This is a genomic window from Leptospira borgpetersenii serovar Javanica (assembly GCF_003046425.1).
Lineage (GTDB): Bacteria > Spirochaetota > Leptospiria > Leptospirales > Leptospiraceae > Leptospira > Leptospira borgpetersenii.
Genome location: NZ_QAJG01000010.1, coordinates 31565 through 50530 on the forward strand (window position 1 = coordinate 31565; position 18966 = coordinate 50530).

The window sequence follows — 18966 nt, forward strand, 5'->3', positions numbered from 1 at the left end:
ATGGCAGGAACTCACGAAGTCCTTTCTCGGAAATACCGCCCGCAAATATTTCGGGACGTAATTCATCAAGACCTTGCCATAGGCGCTCTTCAAAACGCACTTAAATCCGGAAAAATCGGTCATGCATATATTTTCTTCGGTCCTAGAGGAGTCGGTAAAACGACGATCGCGAGAATTCTTGCAAAACGATTGAATTGCCGAAATCCGATCAATAATGAACCTTGCAACGAATGTAGTTCTTGTACCGAAATCACTCAGGGGATTTCGAGCGACGTTCTTGAAATCGATGCCGCGAGCAATCGAGGAATCGAAAATATTCGTGAACTCAGAGACAATGTTAAATTCGCCCCCATGGGCGGAAAATATAAAGTTTATATAATAGATGAAGTCCACATGTTGACGGATCAGTCCTTCAACGCTCTTCTAAAAACTTTGGAAGAACCCCCGGCTCACATTGTTTTTATTTTGGCCACAACTGAGTTTCATAAAATTCCAGAGACCATTCTTTCCAGATGTCAGGATTTTATCTTTAAAAAAGTACCCTTGTCCGTTTTACAGGATTATTCCGAAAAACTTTGTAAGATCGAAAATGTCCAATACGATCAAGAAGGACTTTTCTGGATTGCGAAAAAAGGCGACGGTTCCGTAAGAGACATGCTTTCTTTTATGGAACAGGCGATCGTATTTACGGATTCCAAATTGTCAGGAACCGGAATTCGCAAGATGATCGGTTATCACGGAATTGAATTTTTAACTTCGTTCATCAAAAGTCTTATCGATCCCGACAATCATTCAAAAAGTTTGGAAATCATCGAATCCCTCTATCAAGAAGGTCAAGATATCTACAAATTTTTATGGGATTCCATAGAATTTACTCACACTCTTAACTTGATCCGCGATTCCCTTGCTGATTCCGAATCCGTTAATTTTCCCAAAGAAGATCTGGCAAAAATGAAATCTGATTTTGAAAATGTGGATTCTTCAAAATTGAATTTTCTTTCCGGAAAACTTTTTGAAATTTACGAAAAAATCAAAACGATTCGTTTGAGAAACTCTTTTGAGATTAAAGTATTCACGGAAATTCAAATCAAAAAACTCGTGGAAGAACTTACCTATCCGAGTTTGGCTGGTTTGGTCGATCGAATCAATCATCTGATTCTTATGATGCAAGGTTCTAAAAATTCCACTCTCGATACGGAACACGCTAAATCACTTCCTATATCCAAAAGTGCGGCACAAGAAGAATCTTCTAAAAAAAAAGATAATTCGTTTTCCGACACCTCTTTAGGATCCCGCTTCGAGTCTAATCAGCAGGATTCTTCTTTGAGAAACGATTCCTTGGAAATAAAATCGACCATAACTTCCGAACCAAATTTGCAAAAATTCGATACGAGTACCGAAATAAAGAAAAAATTTCTCGGAACCGAAGTAGATCAAAGTAAAATCCCTAAATTGGATTCTTAACGTTATGCTTGATAAAATAAAAAACCTGTCGGAACTTCTCTCCAATATGGGAGCCCTCCGAGAAAAAATGGAAGACGTAAAAAAACGCATCGCCTCCATTCGAGTAGTAGGAGACGCGGGTGCGGGAATGGTAACCGTTACGGCTACAGGGGAAGGACAAATCATAAACGTGTTCATCAATAAACAACTCTTCGACTCAGATGATAATAAAATGCTCGAAGATCTTGTTATGGCCGCGACAAATGACGCCCTCAAAAAAGCAAAAGAAGCGACCGCTTACGAATTTCAAGCTGCATCCGGTGGTTTGGACTTTTCCGAAATTTCCAAAATGTTCGGCGGAAATTTTGGCTAATCATCTTCTTGAAGAAATGGTGGATGCTCTCTCTTCGCTTCCGGGGATCGGAAGAAAGAGTGCTTTTAGAATCAGTTTTCATCTTTTAAGACTTGAACAGGGTCATTTTAATCATTTCATTCACCAACTCACGAACACGAAAAACAAAATCAAATTTTGCAAACGATGCGGTTCTTATGCGGAAACGGAAATTTGCAACATCTGTACCTCGGAAAAAAGAGATACCCACACATTCTGTGTCGTGGAACAACCGGAAGACATTTTTTTTATCGAAAACACAAGAGAATTTCACGGCAAATATCACGTGTTAAACGGAGTAATCTCCCCTTTGGAGGGAATTGGACCGAAAGATCTTAGAATCAAAGAACTTTTGGAAAGAATCGAACCAGAACAAATAAAAGAAGTTTTGGTCGCCACGAACCCAACTCTTGAAGGAGATGCAACCGCAGATTATTTAGCGAGTCAGTTAAAACCCCTTTCTGTCGACGTTACTCGAATTGCTTACGGGATTACGGTCGGAGGCTCGATTGAACTTGCAGACCAATACACTTTGGGGAGAGCCATTCGTTCCCGTCTTCAGCTTTAACTTTAGAATCTATGTTCTGCAGTTACAAAAAATTCCCTAAGAATTTTCCCGTAAGTCGTATCTAAATAAGCCTTCAATCCATCCCCCGCTATAAAATAACCGGATCTCATCAAAATTTGCATATCTCGAAATGCATTCCATCTTAAATTGATATTCACTTCGTGCCCGAAGAAAGTGCTTGTTTTGTATCCATTATCAAAATTGAAGTAACGATTGTTTTCAATATAAGGTGACTTTGTTCCATACAATCGATAATATCCTAATGTTAGGAGCAAGGGACCATAAACTACAAAATCTCCGTTAACTCCGTATTCGTACAAACCGCTCGAATCTTTTCCGGAAAAAAGTGCGTACCCTCCCGTAAAGTCGTGCCCAATATTCGATATAGAGTAACCGGGCATCAAAGTTTTATAACCTCCACCTCGAAGATTCGCCCTTGTCCCATCTTTATCAAATCCAGGACGCCCCGTAGTGCCAACTCCTATTAAGTTGAAGGTAAAATTTTCGCTATAACGATAGGAAAACTGAAGATCCAACATTCCGCCGGATATATTGTGCCTACTAAATCGGTTATATAAAACATTTCCGGTATTGTCTCGATACGGTTCCAAAACATGAACGGTTCCGTGATTATAAATCCCATGAACCACAAACCCGAAGTTCGATAGATTGATCTCGTTCATAAAGCCGTGCCAAAACAATTGGCCGAATTCGCTATCCAAAGCGATTACAGTTCCTTTTGCGTTAGTCGTCTTTTCTATGGATTTAATCGTATCATCTAAAAAGTAGGAATAAAGTTCATGTTTTACATTGTTAAAGAAACTCGTTTTGATTCTGTAAAAATAAATATTCGTTCCTACATAATTCTTATCGGCGTAAGCGTTTTTATCCAAGTCGAGTTGAGCGTTTTGTCGCGCCACAAACCAACCGGATTCAATTGTAGTGTTCCACAATCGAAAGTCTTTGTTAATCGTAATTCCGGTACCCGAAGCAAAGATCACTCTCCCTCTTGGGGAAAAAAAGAGTTGCTGACCTACCCTCAAACTGAAAGCGTCCTCTGGAAGTTTAAAATTCAAATATAAAAATGTAGTCTGTATGTTTACCGGAGAAGTGGAGTTCGCTTCTCCACCTTGCCCCGGACCGGTTGTTGAGTTTTGACCGAAACCTTTTCCACCGAAAGTAATATCACCGACTTGAACACCCCAAAGCGCTTCAAAATATTTCGAAGTATTAAAATTCATGTTTACCGTCATTCTAGTATCAAAATATGAAATGTCTTCCTTTTGGGGAGACAAGGTGCTAGGATTACCTTTCAATTTTTCTGTAATTTCAGTTTCGGCGATATTCTGATTTCGTTGTTGTTGTTCGGTTTTAAATGCGCCTTTATCGTAAGGAGTGGCAGAAGTTTGACGAGACGTGTATATATCTCTTGCAAGATTGAATCCACGCACCCTATAATTTCCCTGAAAATCGAATTTAGTTTTCTCTTCAACTTCTTGGGAAAAAATCAAAGATGGAGATAAAATTACCGCAAGATAATAGAAGCAGTAAGCCTTTTTTGAAAGGTTGTTGAACACGAATCACTTTACCCAGCTGTTTTGATTAAAGTATCGGTTTTTTAATTCTTCCAAAAGACCGGTCCGTTTCAATTCCTTGATGAAGAAATTTAAATTATCTGCAAAAATCAAATCATTCAACGGAAGAGCCGCACTGATATTTTCCTCCTGAACTGTACCCAAAAGAGGAAGATAATTTGCCTTCAAAGAGGGATTTTTTTGAAGTAAAGTAAGAATAAAAAAACTGTCCGCCACAAAACAAGTCACATTGTTGCTGATAAGATTATCGATCGCGATCGAATCCGAAAGATAACTGTAAATCGGTAATTTAGAGAATTTTTTTTGAAGATAAATGTGATTCGTAGTATTAGACCTTACCGAAAAACTCACAAGACCGCTTAAGTTTGCAAGATCCGAAAGGCTCATAAATCTTCTGGAAATAACTATATTCCCTTCCGGTTCCGGTGGAAGAATTTTCTTGCTAACAAGCCCCGCAGGAGTCGTAACAAGATAAGGATCGGAAAAAGTAACTTGTTTACCTCGATTTAAATCGGTGGATATTCCGGCAAATGCAAGATCGATTTTACCGATACGAATATCCTCCGCAAACTGTCTGAACGTTTTGAGAGGTACAAGTTTTAAGGATACTCCAAGATAATCCGCGTAGAACTTAGCCAATTCCGCATCGATACCTGGATATCCATCTTTCGGATTTTCGATATAAAAGGGTTCGTAGTATTTATTTACACCGACAACGAGTTCCTTTTTAGAAAGAATTCTTTCTAATCTGGAACCGGCATATTCCGACTGAGAAAATAACACAGCCGGAAAAACCAAAAACAAACATAGAATTCTTATCGCGAGCATGAAACAAATGCTGGATTAATCCTTATTTTTTTCCAGAGGATTTTAAAAGAAAAAAATAATTTCTAGGGACTTACAATCTGAAATTCGGTTCTTCTGTTTTTATAATCCGTTTTCGGATCTTTTCGAGGAACGATCGGTTCCGAACTTCCCTTTCCATCGGTTACGATTCTGCCCGAATCGATTCCCTTTCTAACCAGATAATCTTTTACTGCATTTGCGCGATTATGACTAAGAATTATATTGTCTTGGTAATCCCCATTGAGATCCGTATGTCCTATGATTCTAATTTTTATACCTGGATTTTCCCTCAAATAAGAATTCAAATTTTCTAAAATTGGAAAAGAATCTTCGAGGATTTCATAAGATCCCAAAGCAAAATGAATACTGTCTAAAGAAATCGATTTACCTTTTTCTAATTCCTGAAATGGATTAGAAACAATAGAATAAATATCATAATCATGCCCGCTTCTTCTACAAAAATAAAAAGTAGATCCATCAGCAGCTTCCAAATAAAAAGCCTCATCGCCAGCCGTATTAATGTCGGGTCCAAGATTGATCGGTTCTGAAAAATCTCCATTTGCAAGCAAAGTGGATTTGTACAAATCATAGCCACCAAAGCCTCCAGGACGATTGGAAGAAAAATAAATCGTCTTACCATCCCTGCTAATCGTCGCCGCAATTTCGGAATAAACCGTGTTGATCGGATCAGGAAGGCTTGTCGCCTTTTCCCAAGTTTTGTTTCTATAAACCGAAACAAATATATCCGCTTCAGAAACTTGTCCGAACGGATAGCGAGTAAAATACAATCGATTGCCAAATAAAAACGGATTTTCTTCGATCTCTTCCGTGTTCACCGTTCTAGGAAGAGCTATAGGTTTGATCCAGGAAGAATCTATTTTTTTAGAAAAATACAAATCTCTGGAAACTCCGGTCTTCCCATTAGAAAGTTGAAATTCAATCGATCCATCCCGATTGGATGAAAAAATAATCCCTTTTTCTTGATTTAAAATAAAAGGACTTTGATCATCATAGTTCGAATTGAGATTTTCAATTTCCTCCCCTTGTTGCCATTTATCTCCTACGCGAGTCGATTTGTAAAGATCGGTATAAATTGAATTTTCCCTTTTAGAATAAAAATAGAGGACATTTCCGCTATCCGTAAGGCTAATTCCAAACTCATTTAGATTTGTATTGATAGAACCTTTTAATTTTTCCGGTTTTTGATTTCTGGAGCCCTTAATTTCATTCAACTCCTGAGAGCCAACGGAAAATATCGGTAGTAAAATTAAAAAAACTGCATATATTAACAAAAGAACGAATTGATTCGAGAATAATTTGACGATATCTTTTTTCGAACTTAGTGCCCCATTTTTAACGGATTTTATTACGAAATAAGACGACAAATTTTTTTCATACTCCGGCATTTTGTCAAAGATATCAGTATTCCATTTTTTTCGATAAAGAAATTCAGCTCTATGAAAAGCAGGAAAATACGATAATTTTTTTATACCGCGAAAACCGGAAAAAGATTTAACAACTATCCTAAAATAGGAACGAAAATTGGCATAAAAACCTGTCCAGCCGCGGGTTTTGGGTGTGTTGTAAATAAACGTGGAGCTAAATTTTTTAACTCGATGTTTTTGATATAGTAAACGTAAATTTTTAGACACGCCATTCAAAGTTAGAAAAAAAGAATACATAACAACCCCAAAGATTTCAAAAAAATCCCTATGCTTATTATCCGTTTTTTTGATAAAAACCTGAGTTTAAAAATCAGAAAAATGAAAATCCGAAAATTACTTTAGAGCTTGTCCCAAAACCTTAGGTAGAAATAGAATTGTGAACCTCTCGCAAACCAAGGGATTCCCGCGGATCATATCCCTTGTTCTTATGTATGTTTGTAAACCCTAACATTTATACACTGATATTGACGCTTGAGGAAACTAAAGCCGTCTCGCTTCTATTGGCGCTCGGGTAACTCAGCGTCTCGCTTCTATTGGCGCTCGACGGGTTTGGACAAGTTCTAAGCAAAACTCAGAACAAAATAAATACGATGCAATATATTCAACTGTACTAATAAGATTGAAAAATAACGAACCAATCTAAAAATAAGATTTTAACACTTCCGGAATATGAACTGTTCCGTTTGCATCTTGAAAGTTTTCCAAAATTGCCGCATAGGTTCTACCAATGGCAAGTCCAGAGCCGTTGATTGTATGAACGAGCTGATTTTTTCCGTCTTTGGATTTATAACGAATTTTTCCCCGTCTCGCCTGAAAGTCCCTGAAATTCGATACGGATGAAATTTCCATAAAACGATTCAAACCCGGCATCCAAACTTCAATATCATAGGTAATCGAAGAGTTTGCGGAAATATCTCCCGAACAAAGAATGATAACTCGATACGGAAGTTTCAACTTTTTGAGAATATTTTCCGCATGAGAAAGCATTTTTTTATGTTCTTCCTCAGAATCTTCAGGCTTACAAAATTTTACAAGCTCCACCTTTTGGAACTGATGTACCCGAACGAGCCCCCGAGTATCTTTTCCATAAGATCCGGCCTCTCTTCTAAAACAGGAAGTATGTGCTGTTACGGAAATTGGCAACTGATCCTCGGGAATAATCTCATCCCGATATAAATTGGTAAGAGGAACTTCCGCGGTAGGAATCAGATTGAGTTCGTCTTTTTCGATTCTATAAAATTCGTCTTTAAATTTAGGATATTGTCCCGTCGCCGTCATGGATTCGTCGTTCACCATCGAAGGAACCCAAACTTCGGTATAGCCGTGTTCTTTCGTATGAACATCCAACATAAAATTCATCAAAGCTCTTTCTAATTTTGCCCCATCTTTCCAATATGTATAAGCTCTTGCCCCGGAAAGTTTTACTCCTTTTTCAAAATTAATCCAATTCAGAGCTTCACCGATTTCAAAATGAGGTTTTGGAAGAAAAGAAAAAGAAGGAATTTTTCCGACTTCGTATTGAACTACGTTATCATATTCAGATTTCCCATTGGGAACTTTAGGATCAAGAATATTAGGAAGTCCTAAATTAATATTGATGAGAACGTTTTCTTCCTGTTCAAGTTTGGCTTCTATTTCCTTGATTTTTTCTCCTACGAGTTTTACGGATGCGGATATTTCGGTAATGTCTCCGCCGGATTGTTTGATCCTTCCTACTTCTTTGCTGACTTTGTTTCTTTCTTCTCTAAGAAGATCTACTTCCCTTTGAAGTTCACGTTTTCTTTGAATGATCGACTTCAATTCATCTATAATTCCGACCTCTTTAAATCCTCTCAGCTCTAAAACTTTTTTCAAGTCTTCTGTGTTTTCAGTAATATAATGCAAATCAAGCATTGTGATGATACGCCTTACGATTCATAAATTTAATACTATTTTCAAAAAGTTTATTTTCCACTTCGATGTTGGACTCTGGTCTGAGCGAGAACATCTTATCCAAAATAAATTTCATATAAGCAGGTTCGTTCCTTTTTCCCCGAAAAGGGGGAGGGGCCAAAAATGGAGCATCGGTTTCAATTAATATACATTCAAGGGGAAGTTTGGAGGCGGCCTCTTGAATTTCCGTTGCGTTCTTAAAGGCGACGATCCCAGAAAAAGAAATATAATAGCCGATATCAACGAGCGCTTTGGCCGTAGGATAATCATAAGTAAAACAATGAATCACTCCGAATGCCCGATCACGGAAATTTCTTAAAATAGAAACAGTATCTTCTTTCGCATCGCGCGAGTGAATAACAACCGGTAATCCGGTTTTAAAGGAACATTCTAAAAACGATTCCAGAATTTCTTCCTGCTGTTTTTTGGTATCTGCGGTGTGATAATAATCGAGTCCTATTTCTCCGATCGCGGAGAGTTTAGGATCATCTAAATTTTTATAGATAAATTCTAGAATTTCACCTTTATTCGGAAATTCGTGAGTTTCCGTAGGATGACAACCGATCGAATACCGAATCTCTAAAAAATCATTCGAATATTCGTTTGCAATGGACCGAGCCCTCAAAGAGCTTTCAAGATCAATGCCGATTTGGATGATTTTTTTCACTCCCGATTCGGCCGCATTCCTTAAAGAATCTGCAATTTTCAAACCTTCGGATTGTATAATATCAAGATGGCAATGTGTATCGACGATAGAAACCATTAGAAATCCGGTTTTAGTGAGTCACTTTTTGTGAATTCGATTGACTGAAAAGAGATTTTTTAAGATCTCTTCAGACAAGTAAAAAGTATTCGGTTAAAGAGCAAGTTTCGGGACATAAACCGTGGATATTAAAGCAACTTCTGCACTCATCTATTATAGACTTCGTTACAAGTACCAAGAATACAAGCTCAAATTGGATTTAAAACTTTCCGAGCTCAACAGAAAAGGAAAAGAAAGACTTACCGTGATGGTAATTCCCCATTCCGAGCAAAAGACTATCAATTTTCACATTTCTTACAGGGCAATTTCAATCTTTATAGGAACCGTTTTTATTCTTCTTATCATCAGTTCGATCAATGTATTAAGTCATAGTGGTTCTGTTCATCAGCTTACGGAACTTAATCTTTCCAATAAGGACTTTATTCGCCAATCGGCCAAAATGAAGGAAGAGATCAATTCTCTTCACGAGTACGTAGAATACTATTATGGAAGATTAGCTAGACTCTATATAAGATTAGGCGGTGATCCCGCAAAAGTTTCCAAAGGAATCGGAGGGGCGGAACAACTTTCCACACAACCTCCTTCTATTATAGAACCAAAGCCTATTAATTTTCAGACGGATGATCTTCCGGAAGGTGCAGCCGTTTTCAGACTGAAAGAAGATGTTCACAATCTAAAAATCAGTAATGAGCTTACACAAGATATCATTTCAATACTTAAAAAAAGAAAAAATATTCTCAAACAAACTCCCTCTATTTGGCCCGTAAAAGGTTACGTTCTTTATCCTTATGGTTCCTATTTTAATCCCATCTCGGGAAGAAGAGAATATAACAATGGAGTTGATATCGGATCTTTTGCCGGCTCGGAAGTTCTCGCGACCGCACCCGGAACTGTATATGAAATCGGTTATACAAAAAACACAGGTCATTTTGTAAAAGTTTCTCATAAATACGGATGGAAGACAATTTATTCGAACATGGATCGATTGAAAGTGAAACAAGGTCAACAAGTCTCTAAGACTGAAGTGATCGGTTTTGTCGGAAAGACGGAAGCTTCTCCGAATTATATGCTCCATTATGAAATCCACGTTGGAACAAGAGCAATCAATCCGTTTGCCTTCCTCAATCAAATTCAGGACTGAATGGCAACAACAGAAGAACACTTAATCGTAAATAGTATCATTGGCGAAGGCGCCGAATTCAGCGGAGATTTCAAACTCACCGGGCTTTTGAGAATCGATGGAATTTTCCGTGGTTCCATAAAAACCGAAGGAAAAGTCCTAATCGGCAAATCCGGAATTGTCGATACGGATATCAAAGCTCGAATTGTCGTCGCCGGCGGTGAAATCAACGGGAATATTTACGCAAGCGAACGGGTCACTTTACTTGCTTCCTGCAGAATGAAAGGAGATATTGTATCTCCTAGAATCGTAATGGAAGAAGGGGTACAATTTGAAGGCAATTGTAAAATTAACCCAGTTGTGCATTGAAAGTATTCATACCACCTTACCAACCTCCGCATAAAGAAACCGAAACCAGACAAACTTCCAAAGGTAAGAAAAATGGAATCTTTCCTTTAAACGGAAGTAATTTTTCAAATCAAGCCGAAGTAATTGAACCGGCAACCTCATCTTCTTTTTTAGATATTTTGGAAGAAATCGTTCCATCCGACTCAGAAACGACAAAGGATTTAAACTCCCTTTGGAGAGATCTTCCGCACATAGAAAAGAAATTTTTAGATCTCCCTTCCATCGGCAATTTAGAAATTTATCAAAAACATATCAAATCGATCACAAAAGCGGTCATCGATCAGAACATGAGGGTGGAAACTCTCGCGAAAAGAATGAAAGGAGAAACAAAGAAGATTTATCACGTAGTGAAAATTATCGACGAGAAAATCCAAATCTTAGCGGAACTCATCATGAACGAAGGAAATTCCGCATTTAAACTTCTAAAGTCTCTCACCGATATCAGAGGTCTTCTTTTGGATATTCAAGAATAGGATCGATTTTCAGTTTTTCGAATATATCCGCGATCAAAACTGCGATCCTCGAACGAATCTATAAATCTAGTATATTTAGGATTTTTTCTACCACCCCGAGTTTTAGAGACTCAATCTTATCTTTCCTTTTGCCAGATTTTGATTAGGAATGATTTCAATTTTTAAAGGAGAAAATTTTTCCTTTTTATTCAAAATTAGTTTGTTATAAAATTTTTTTTATTCTTTGGGAACCTCTATAAAATCAAAAAACAACGGAGCGTTATAAAGAATTCTTATGAGAAACCACTGTTTTACGACATTCGAGAATTCTAAAATCTATTTTATAGAGGTTCCTCTTTATTAAACATTCTTTGCTTTGTTTATGCAATTGTTTGTTTTGTACAAGTAGAGAAGATATTTTTCTCTAGAAGGAAAGAAAAGTTGATTAAAACCGCACAGACACAAACAATGATAAAAAAATAAAACACTCTTACTTTTTTAAAACGCATAGTCAATTGAAGATAAGAAATAAATATCAGACTTAAAATAAAACCCAGTAACGGCGGACCAATGTTTCCGCATTACCCGACGGATTATAAATATCGGTCAATTGAATATACAATAGAAAAGGCGTTAGGATCAAAATCAATAAATCCAGCCAATAATTATGAAAGAAATGTAAGAACTTCTTGTTATTTCTTTTTACGACCGGTGATTTCACATATAAAGTGAGAAAGAATATTACAATAAGAAGTGCTAAAATAAAATTAAAAATGCGTTTCCATTCGTCGAACATGACATATTTCTCCCTACTATAAGCAAAAACTCTATTTCGTTGCGTATATTTTTATCTATCAGTTAAATAGGGTATCTTACAAACCCAACGCATTCAAAATCTTTTCCATCGCTTCTAGATTCGGATAAGCAATCGTCATTTTACCTTTGCCAGAACTTTGGTTATGACTAATTTCGATTTTCATAGAATATTTTTTTCTAAATTTGTTTTCCAGTTCGACGATGTTGACGTCTTTTCTTGATTTCTTTTTTTCCGGAACCGAAGAACGTTCTTCCGTAAGATTGGAAACTAAATCCTCCACTTGTCTTGCTGTCAGTCCTTTTTCGGCGATTTGATAAGCAAGTTGTTCAATTTTCTTTTTATCAGCCAAAGATAAAAGAGGTCTTGCATGACCTTCGGAAATTCTTCCATTCTTGATTAAATCTTGAACCGAATCCGGAAGTTGTAAAAGACGAATCAAATTCGAGATCGTGGAGCGATTCTTTCCAACACGTGTGGAAATATCGGTGATTTTTAAATTCAATTTTTCGGAAAGAGTTTTGTAAGCGATCGCCTCCTCGATCGGATTTAAGTCCTCTCTCTGAATGTTTTCGATAATCGCCATTTCCATGGACTGATTTTCGGAAACGTTTTTAACGATCGCGGGAATCTTTACGAAACCCGCGAGTTTGCACGCACGATAACGACGTTCACCCGAAATAATCTCGTAGCCTACGTCTAACTGTTTTACTACGATTGGTTGGATCACACCGTGAGCTTTGATCGTTTCCGAAAGTTCCCTTAGAGATTCTTCCGAAAAAGTTTTTCTAGGTTGACTTGGATTCGGACGAATTTCACTGATCCGTATATCTCGAAGCGCCCCTTCCGCAGAAGAGTTAATTGGGGTTTTACTTTCGTTAACCGGAATTAAATTTCCAAGACCTCGTCCGAGGGCTTTGGGTTTGATTGCCATTTTTAACTCTTCCCTGCAACTTCCAAAGCGAGACTTCTGTAACTCTGAGCACCGACTCCTTCAGGATCGTAACTCATAATTGTTTGTCCAAAAGAAGGAGCTTCGCTCAACTTGACATTTCTTGGAATGATCGTAGTATAAACTTTATCTTTAAAATAAGACTTAACGTCTTCGGCAACTTGATTCGCAAGATTGGTTCTTTTATCAAACATAGTCAGAAGAACTCCTTCCAATTCTAAAGAAGGATTTAATTGATTTTGAACGAGAGAAATAATTTTCATCAACTGAGTCAAACCTTCCAAAGCGAAATATTCGGTTTGGAGGGTAATCATAACGCTGTCAGCAGCACAGAGTGCATTGATCGTTAAAACTCCCAATGAAGGAGGACAATCGATCAAAATATAATCATATTCGGAGCGAAGTTCGGAGACGGCGTTTTTTAATCTGTATTCCCTTTGATCTTCTACAAGAAGATCCGCCTCTGCACCACTCAAATTGATATTAGAAGGAATAATATGAAGATTGGAAACATTTGTTCTTTGAATACATTCGTTTGTGGAAGATTCTCCCAAAAGTAATTCATAAGAAGTTTTTACAAGAGTATTGATTTCAATCCCAAGACCGGACCCGGAATTTCCTTGAGGATCCATATCAATGATCAAAACCTTTTTTCCGATGGAAGCAAGATTGGCTGCAAGGTTGATAGAAGTTGTCGTTTTTCCGACGCCACCCTTTTGATTACTAATCGATACGATCTTTCCCATTACCGCTCTTACTCTCCTTGCTGATATCCTTCCAAGTTCTTGGATAACCATGCCTTGGACTAGAAATCTTTTTCAAGAATTTAATATGTCGCATGCCTAAAAATTCAAGAGAAGATAAATCTTCGGAAGATTCCAAACGAAAACCGGAATAAGAAAGAACTTTCTCTTCCAATTTTACATCAATATCATGTTTTCCTAAAAATGGGACATAAGTTCCTCCGATTTTTATAAGATTAGAAACCGCTTCCACACTGTAGGGATAGGGAATAAAACCTCGTGATACGACATAATTTAAAGACAATTTAGATTCTTCTGTACGAATAAATTGAAACTTTAAGTCGGTAATTCGATTGGAACGAACAAAACTTTCCGTATGAGAAAGTTTCCTTTTTTGCGAATCGATTAAAACGACAACTGGATGTTCTTTAAGACAACGAAAAAAAAATCCAGGAATTCCGGGTCCGGTTCCGGCGTCTCCTAATTGTGTTCCTTTCCAAGATCCTATTTTTTTGGTAATTCGATAAACGTGATAAACCGATTCGAGAACATGACGATCTAAAATTTCTTTTGAATCTTTTTTTGAAAAAAATCCTCCGACTTCGTTTTTTTCTTTTAAGAATAACGTAAACTTACAAATCAATTCCAAATCAAAGAAATAAATTATTTCATCCATTTCCTTTGGGAACCGCTCTTTTAATCTTTCTTTAATTGATTCGATTGAAAACTTTTCGGGATCTTGCATGATGCTAGGATAGAATTTTTATCCATTCTGTCGTCATAGATTCTTTTTAGGAATTGGAAATTTAATAAATACGATTTCGGAATCATTTTTGAGGATTTATTTTTCAATTCGAAGAATTTCTTTTCTAAACTCGGAAGTCTTTATTTTTAAACAAATTGGTTTTCTTTTTATCGAAATGATCGCACGTAATCACATTGTACGTTTCATATCAAGCTATTGCCGATGCTATATGGAGTACCATAAATTTTGAAACGAATCTCAATTTTAAAAACAGAATTCTAAACATTACTTTATGGGATTCTTGAGTAAAATGTCAGCATATCTTGCGTTACTACAAATATTTGGGTTGCAAGATATATTCGTCGGAATTACGACAATCCTCCGTGAAAAGATTGACTCCGCCTGAGTTTAGATGGAGGAGTAACCAGCTACCTAAACGCGATCCTTAGAGAGCGTTTGCTGAGTTAACGCGATCCTTAGGTTGGTATAATTCTTAAACATAAGGTAGTTCCGAGTAGATAGATATTCTTGAATCACCGGAGTCAAGAAAGCTGGTGGTTTTCTCTATCAGAAAATCATACTTTTTGCAAGTAACAAGCCTTACTTGTCAGAACACTATAGTCTATCATGAACTTGTCTTAAAACTTTGATAGAAATAGAATCGTGAACTTTTCACAGACTAAGGAATTCTTGCAGAGGACCCTTTGACAGTTTTATCAGTTTTTGAATAGGCCTACTGTTTGAACACTTCCGTAGGAGTTCCTACATTCGGGGACTAATGACAATGTCGCGGCAAAGCCGCTCCTACAGAAGACAGTTTTGGGACAGCTCTTAGTTCTTTCTGTTGGTTTTCTTGTTTTGTGGTTAATGCTCACATTTAACACACGGTTTTTAAGCCCGGAAGGGCGCCATTTTGTCTAAATAATATTCGGTTAAAATTCACTCAGTAGAATTATTGAATTCTATCACCGTTTTATGAAGAATTTCAATCCCGGTTTTTAAGTGCTCAACTGTAATACTTTCGTTCTTACCATGAATTCCATCAATCTCTTCCGAACTCATTAACGAGGGAATCAAACCATAACATTTGAAACCGATCATTCGCAAATAAGAGGAATCCGTCGTTCCGGGTGATAAAAAAGGAGCAACTATCGCTCCCGGAACGACTTGTTGAACGACACTCGATAGAATCTTAAAATATTTTGAATCCACCGGTGAAATCGTTCCCGCTTCCAAATGTCTTGCAACAACCTTAACATTATACTTTTCTCCGAGCTTCTTTACTTTATTAAAGATTTCTTTTTCGTCGAAACCGGGGAGAATTCTGATGTCTACAGTTCCATCTACTTTCGATGTAATCACGTTAATCCCCGTGCGGTGAGTATCAATTCCAGTGATGCTCACGGAATTGCCAGTCATCGCTCTCAAATGTTTGTTGGACCGGATTACTCCCCCTAAAATGATCCCTAATAACGGGTTTCGAGATCTTTTTAATACGAAAGAATTGGGAAAAGGACTTATCTCGCCCATTTGATAAAAAAAGGAAGCCGTCTCGTCTTTGATGATTACGACTTCATTCATTTTTTTAAGTTCCGTAAGAAAATCCACAAGATTCAAAGCCGCATAATGATTCGGTGGAGTACTTCCATGACCGGAGATGTCATCGGACTCCAAATCCAGCCAAACAGCTCCTTTCTCAGCATGTTGAATATTAAATATTTTACTTCCCTTTACGACAATGTCTTTAGTTCCGACACCACCTTCATTGTGAACAAACTCATATCCATCAAAGATGTCTCTATGTTTTGCGATTAAAAATTTCATCCCGAACTCGGAACGACTTTCTTCATCGGCCACCGCAAGATACATAAGGTTCTTTTTAAGTTTTATTCCAGAATCATGAATTAAAAAAAACGTATAGAGTTCCATGATTCCTAGACCTTTTACATCCATTGCTCCACGGCCATAAATGCGGTCGCCTTTTCTCACTCCCGAAAACGGAAGTTGATCCCACTCATTTAAGTCAACTTCCACTACATCGATATGATTTGTGAGAATTAAGCCACCTTGGGAATCCGTTCCTTTAATTTCGGCCATGATATTTGCTCTCTCCGGTTTTCCTGGAACGTTAAAGATCTTAGTTTTAATCCCACGTTTATCAAAAAGGCTTTTTAAAAACAAAACCGCTTCCCTTTCGTTTCCTCGAATCGTTTTTATTTTTAGATAAACTTGTAAATCTTTAGAAGCTTCTTCTGCGAGTTTTCCATAGTCTTGTTCTTCAAATTTCGTGATAGGTGTTGAAATTTGGATTCCTTTTTCTGTAACGAAAATCGTATAGAGCAAAAACAAAGCCAAAGCGATTAAAAAGACCAACATGCTCTTTTTCAAACTCATTTGCAATTCTCCTCGGTGCGTAAGAAAGTATTGAACCCCATTTTCCTTTCAAGGATTTAGACAAAAAGATTTGTTTGTTTTTTAGCTGCGCTTTTAATTTACAGAGTTAACCTTTTGGATCGTTTTCCGATGATTGTAATGTAGAGGTTATACTATGATTCGTGTTTTACTTATTTTTCTAATCTTTCCGGGTCTTGTCTTGGGAATTACCCCGGGAAAATGGTCTCATATCGATAAATATATTTTTGGAAACAATTCAAATGGACCTGTTAAAGAAATTGTTAGGGATACAAATGGTAAAATTATTTATTCAGCATCGTATGAATATGATTCTTCCGGAAAGCTGATTAAGGAAAATTATTTGGATGCGGAAGGGAAGGCGGACGGTTCTACCGTCTTTCAATATAAAGACGGAAAAGTGGTTAAAGAAGAACTCTTCGATAAGAATAACACCCTACTTGAAACAAAAACTTTTCGATATAATCCCAAAGGGCAAATCAATCTCGTAGAAGTTTTCAATAAAGAGAACAAACTTCTTCTAAAATCAAATATCACTTCTTGGGACAAAGATTTCGTGAAATCGGGACAAACCAACTGGTCAGATTCAAAAGAGATGGAGATGTTTATTTTAACTCAGGATGAAAAAAACCCAAAAACATTGATCCAGAATATTTATAACGAAGAAAAGAAACAAATTGCTTCCACTAAGTTTGAGTATGATGGAAAAGGAAAATTGCTTACTCGAACCAACGTCCAAGGTGAACAAGAAAGGAAAAATCAACTGAACTACGGCTCAAATAGCCAACTCCAGAGTTTTACGTTTCACGTGAAACAAAACAACAAATGGGAACTTCAAAAAACTCACGAGCTGATTTACAAATAATTTGTTTCTGATAACCGTCTTAATTTTCAAGTCCGGCCTTTTCTTTCAATCCTCCAAAATTTGTACAGCCCTACTTAACGTGAATTTGATAAAGAAGCTTGGGCGAATCGCTCGCAAATTTCATAACTGAAACGCTTTCGTAAAAAGTGTTTCAGCTGAATTTTTCAAACTGAAGTGCTCTCGCATTTGTTATTCCAATCCCATGTTAACTTACAAAATTTCAAAAGCATTCGCATTAGGGTAAAATTCACTTTCTATTGCTTGTCTCAAAATCCTTCAACCAATGAGTGAAATTGTGTTTTAAAACGACTTCCTTTGTATGAATTTTTACATTTAAAATTTTAAAACCTTAGGTAGAAATATCATCGTGAATCCTTCATAAAGCGAAGGAGCTTTTACAATAGGCCACTTGGGCAATTTATCGGCTTTCGAATAGACTTTATTATCGTTAAACTCCCATAATTCCAAGGTCTTAGGGAAAGTTCTGAGCTAAAAATACGCCTCAAAAGAAGGTTCTCACTCTGAGTTAATTAACGGGGTTTTAAACTCACAAGACTAAGTTAACATTTGTAGCATTTGATAACTGATTTCATCGGGATCTATACCTGATTCTTCTTTTTGTTTTTTTAAACGTTTTTCTAAAATCATTTTTGCACTCTCTCCGTCTTTGTTTTGCGCTTGGAGATCCACTCCTAGTTCTATTAACAATTTTACACATTCCAAATGCCCTTGTCTATTCTCTTGTATGGCCGTCATAAGAAGGGTTACACCTTCCGCATTCTTTGCATTAGGATCTAATCCTCTTTTCAGAAAAAAATCCAATATGTTTGCTCTACCATATAGAGACGCTAAGAAAAGATGTCCCATATGGTGGTAAGAACGATGAGGACGGGCATCCGGATGTTCAATCACTGCTCCACTTTCTACTAACAATTGAACGATCTCGAACAATCCATTTTCTATTGCAAAACGAAGAGGCGTTTCACCGTTGCGATCTGCCGCATTCACATCGACTCCAGAATCGATCAGTAATTTTACGATTTCATAATCCGGCTCGTCGCCATCGACCGCGTAAATCAATAGAGACATACCAGCGAGTCCTTTGGCATTTGGATTTGCGCCCTTTCCAAGGAGTAAGGAAGCCATTTCCAAATTTCCTTGTGAAACTGCCCACATCAAAGCGGTTCTTTCCAACTCACCTTTTATCTCCAGATCCACTCCATTTTGTTCCAACAGCAACTCCGCTACTTCCAAATTGTTCCATTTGGAGGCAAGTATCAGAGGAGTGTTTTTATCTCGATCTTTGAGATTTATATCCCCTATTTCTTTCAGTAGATCCTTGACTAAGTCGACATTTCCTTTTTTTAAAGCTTCCTTGAACGATTGATTCATATGGTTTTCTTCCGTTGTAATTTGTTTTCTATGTTGAAATTAATGATTTTCAGATTCAAAGATTAACCCACAAGCAATAT

17 protein-coding genes and 1 pseudogene are annotated in these 18966 nt (G+C 37.1%); 7 read left to right on the forward strand and 11 right to left on the reverse strand.

The window, feature by feature from the left end:
- The 3 genes from dnaX to recR are packed head-to-tail and all read left to right on the forward strand — an operon-like array spanning position 1 to position 2402.
- A complete protein-coding gene (gene dnaX / locus CLV95_RS09695; RefSeq protein WP_002728021.1) occupies positions 1-1464 on the forward strand; it encodes a DNA polymerase III subunit gamma/tau in 1464 nt (487 codons plus the stop codon).
- 4 nt (positions 1465-1468) lie between these two features.
- Positions 1469-1816, forward strand: coding sequence for a YbaB/EbfC family nucleoid-associated protein (locus CLV95_RS09700; RefSeq protein ID WP_002730501.1), 348 nt, complete (start codon positions 1469-1471; stop codon positions 1814-1816).
- Positions 1809-2402 (forward strand): recombination mediator RecR, encoded by a 594-nt coding sequence (recR, locus tag CLV95_RS09705; protein WP_002732275.1) that lies wholly within the window; start codon positions 1809-1811, stop codon positions 2400-2402. Before CLV95_RS09700 ends, recR begins: the two co-directional genes overlap by 8 nt.
- Before the next feature lie 2 nt (positions 2403-2404).
- On the opposite strand, the gene CLV95_RS09710 is transcribed toward recR, so the two are convergent.
- The 5 genes from CLV95_RS09710 to CLV95_RS09730 form a co-directional block, all read right to left on the reverse strand.
- Positions 2405-3979 carry a hypothetical protein gene (locus CLV95_RS09710; RefSeq protein WP_002732707.1) on the reverse strand — a complete coding sequence of 525 codons (1575 nt, stop codon included), beginning with the start codon at positions 3977-3979 and terminating at the stop codon, positions 2405-2407.
- Positions 3980-3982: 3 nt separating this feature from the next.
- A complete protein-coding gene (locus CLV95_RS09715; protein ID WP_016757471.1) occupies positions 3983-4825 on the reverse strand; it encodes a transporter substrate-binding domain-containing protein in 843 nt (280 codons plus the stop codon).
- Between the two features lie 62 nt (positions 4826-4887).
- Positions 4888-6525, reverse strand: a complete 1638-nt coding sequence (locus CLV95_RS09720; protein WP_002732497.1) for an OmpA family protein — start codon at positions 6523-6525, stop codon at positions 4888-4890.
- Positions 6526-6927: 402 nt separating this feature from the next.
- Positions 6928-8181, reverse strand: coding sequence for a serine--tRNA ligase (gene serS, locus CLV95_RS09725; protein ID WP_002732321.1), 1254 nt, complete (start codon positions 8179-8181; stop codon positions 6928-6930).
- On the reverse strand, positions 8174-8983 hold the full coding sequence (locus CLV95_RS09730) for a TatD family hydrolase (RefSeq protein WP_002727994.1): 810 nt from the start codon (positions 8981-8983) through the stop codon (positions 8174-8176). Before CLV95_RS09730 ends, serS begins: the two co-directional genes overlap by 8 nt.
- A 121-nt stretch (positions 8984-9104) precedes the next feature.
- Between CLV95_RS09730 and CLV95_RS09735 the strand changes: the two genes are divergently transcribed.
- Genes CLV95_RS09735 through CLV95_RS09745 form a run of 3 tightly spaced genes read left to right on the forward strand, consistent with a single transcriptional unit; the run spans position 9105 to position 10984 of the window.
- Positions 9105-10124: a M23 family metallopeptidase gene (locus tag CLV95_RS09735; protein ID WP_011671193.1), complete on the forward strand. Its 1020-nt coding sequence runs from the start codon at positions 9105-9107 to the stop codon at positions 10122-10124.
- Positions 10125-10472 carry a bactofilin family protein gene (locus CLV95_RS09740; protein WP_002728037.1) on the forward strand — a complete coding sequence of 116 codons (348 nt, stop codon included), beginning with the start codon at positions 10125-10127 and terminating at the stop codon, positions 10470-10472.
- Positions 10469-10984, forward strand: a complete 516-nt coding sequence (locus CLV95_RS09745; protein ID WP_002728026.1) for a YaaR family protein — start codon at positions 10469-10471, stop codon at positions 10982-10984. Before CLV95_RS09740 ends, CLV95_RS09745 begins: the two co-directional genes overlap by 4 nt.
- Before the next feature lie 359 nt (positions 10985-11343).
- Here the strand turns inward: CLV95_RS09745 and CLV95_RS19355 are convergent.
- The 5 genes and pseudogenes from CLV95_RS19355 to CLV95_RS09770 form a co-directional block, all read right to left on the reverse strand.
- A pseudogene (locus tag CLV95_RS19355) lies at positions 11344-11759 on the reverse strand (hypothetical protein).
- Between the two features lie 76 nt (positions 11760-11835).
- Complete coding sequence (locus tag CLV95_RS09755; RefSeq protein WP_002727989.1) at positions 11836-12711, reverse strand: ParB/RepB/Spo0J family partition protein; 876 nt, start codon at positions 12709-12711, stop codon at positions 11836-11838.
- Positions 12712-12713: 2 nt separating this feature from the next.
- Positions 12714-13475, reverse strand: coding sequence for a ParA family protein (locus tag CLV95_RS09760; protein ID WP_002727971.1), 762 nt, complete (start codon positions 13473-13475; stop codon positions 12714-12716).
- Complete coding sequence (locus CLV95_RS09765; RefSeq protein WP_002727980.1) at positions 13453-14217, reverse strand: RsmG family class I SAM-dependent methyltransferase; 765 nt, start codon at positions 14215-14217, stop codon at positions 13453-13455. The genes CLV95_RS09760 and CLV95_RS09765 overlap by 23 nt, the downstream gene beginning before the upstream one ends.
- A 939-nt stretch (positions 14218-15156) precedes the next feature.
- A complete protein-coding gene (locus CLV95_RS09770) occupies positions 15157-16611 on the reverse strand; it encodes a M20/M25/M40 family metallo-hydrolase (RefSeq protein WP_002732743.1) in 1455 nt (484 codons plus the stop codon).
- A 154-nt stretch (positions 16612-16765) separates the two neighbouring features.
- Between CLV95_RS09770 and CLV95_RS09775 the strand changes: the two genes are divergently transcribed.
- A complete protein-coding gene (locus CLV95_RS09775) occupies positions 16766-17494 on the forward strand; it encodes a hypothetical protein (RefSeq protein WP_002727985.1) in 729 nt (242 codons plus the stop codon).
- Between the two features lie 555 nt (positions 17495-18049).
- Here CLV95_RS09775 and CLV95_RS09780 read toward each other — a convergent pair.
- Entirely contained in the window at positions 18050-18886 is an 837-nt protein-coding gene (locus tag CLV95_RS09780; protein ID WP_002732413.1) for an ankyrin repeat domain-containing protein, read from the reverse strand.
- Between the last annotated feature and the right edge of the window lie 80 nt (positions 18887-18966).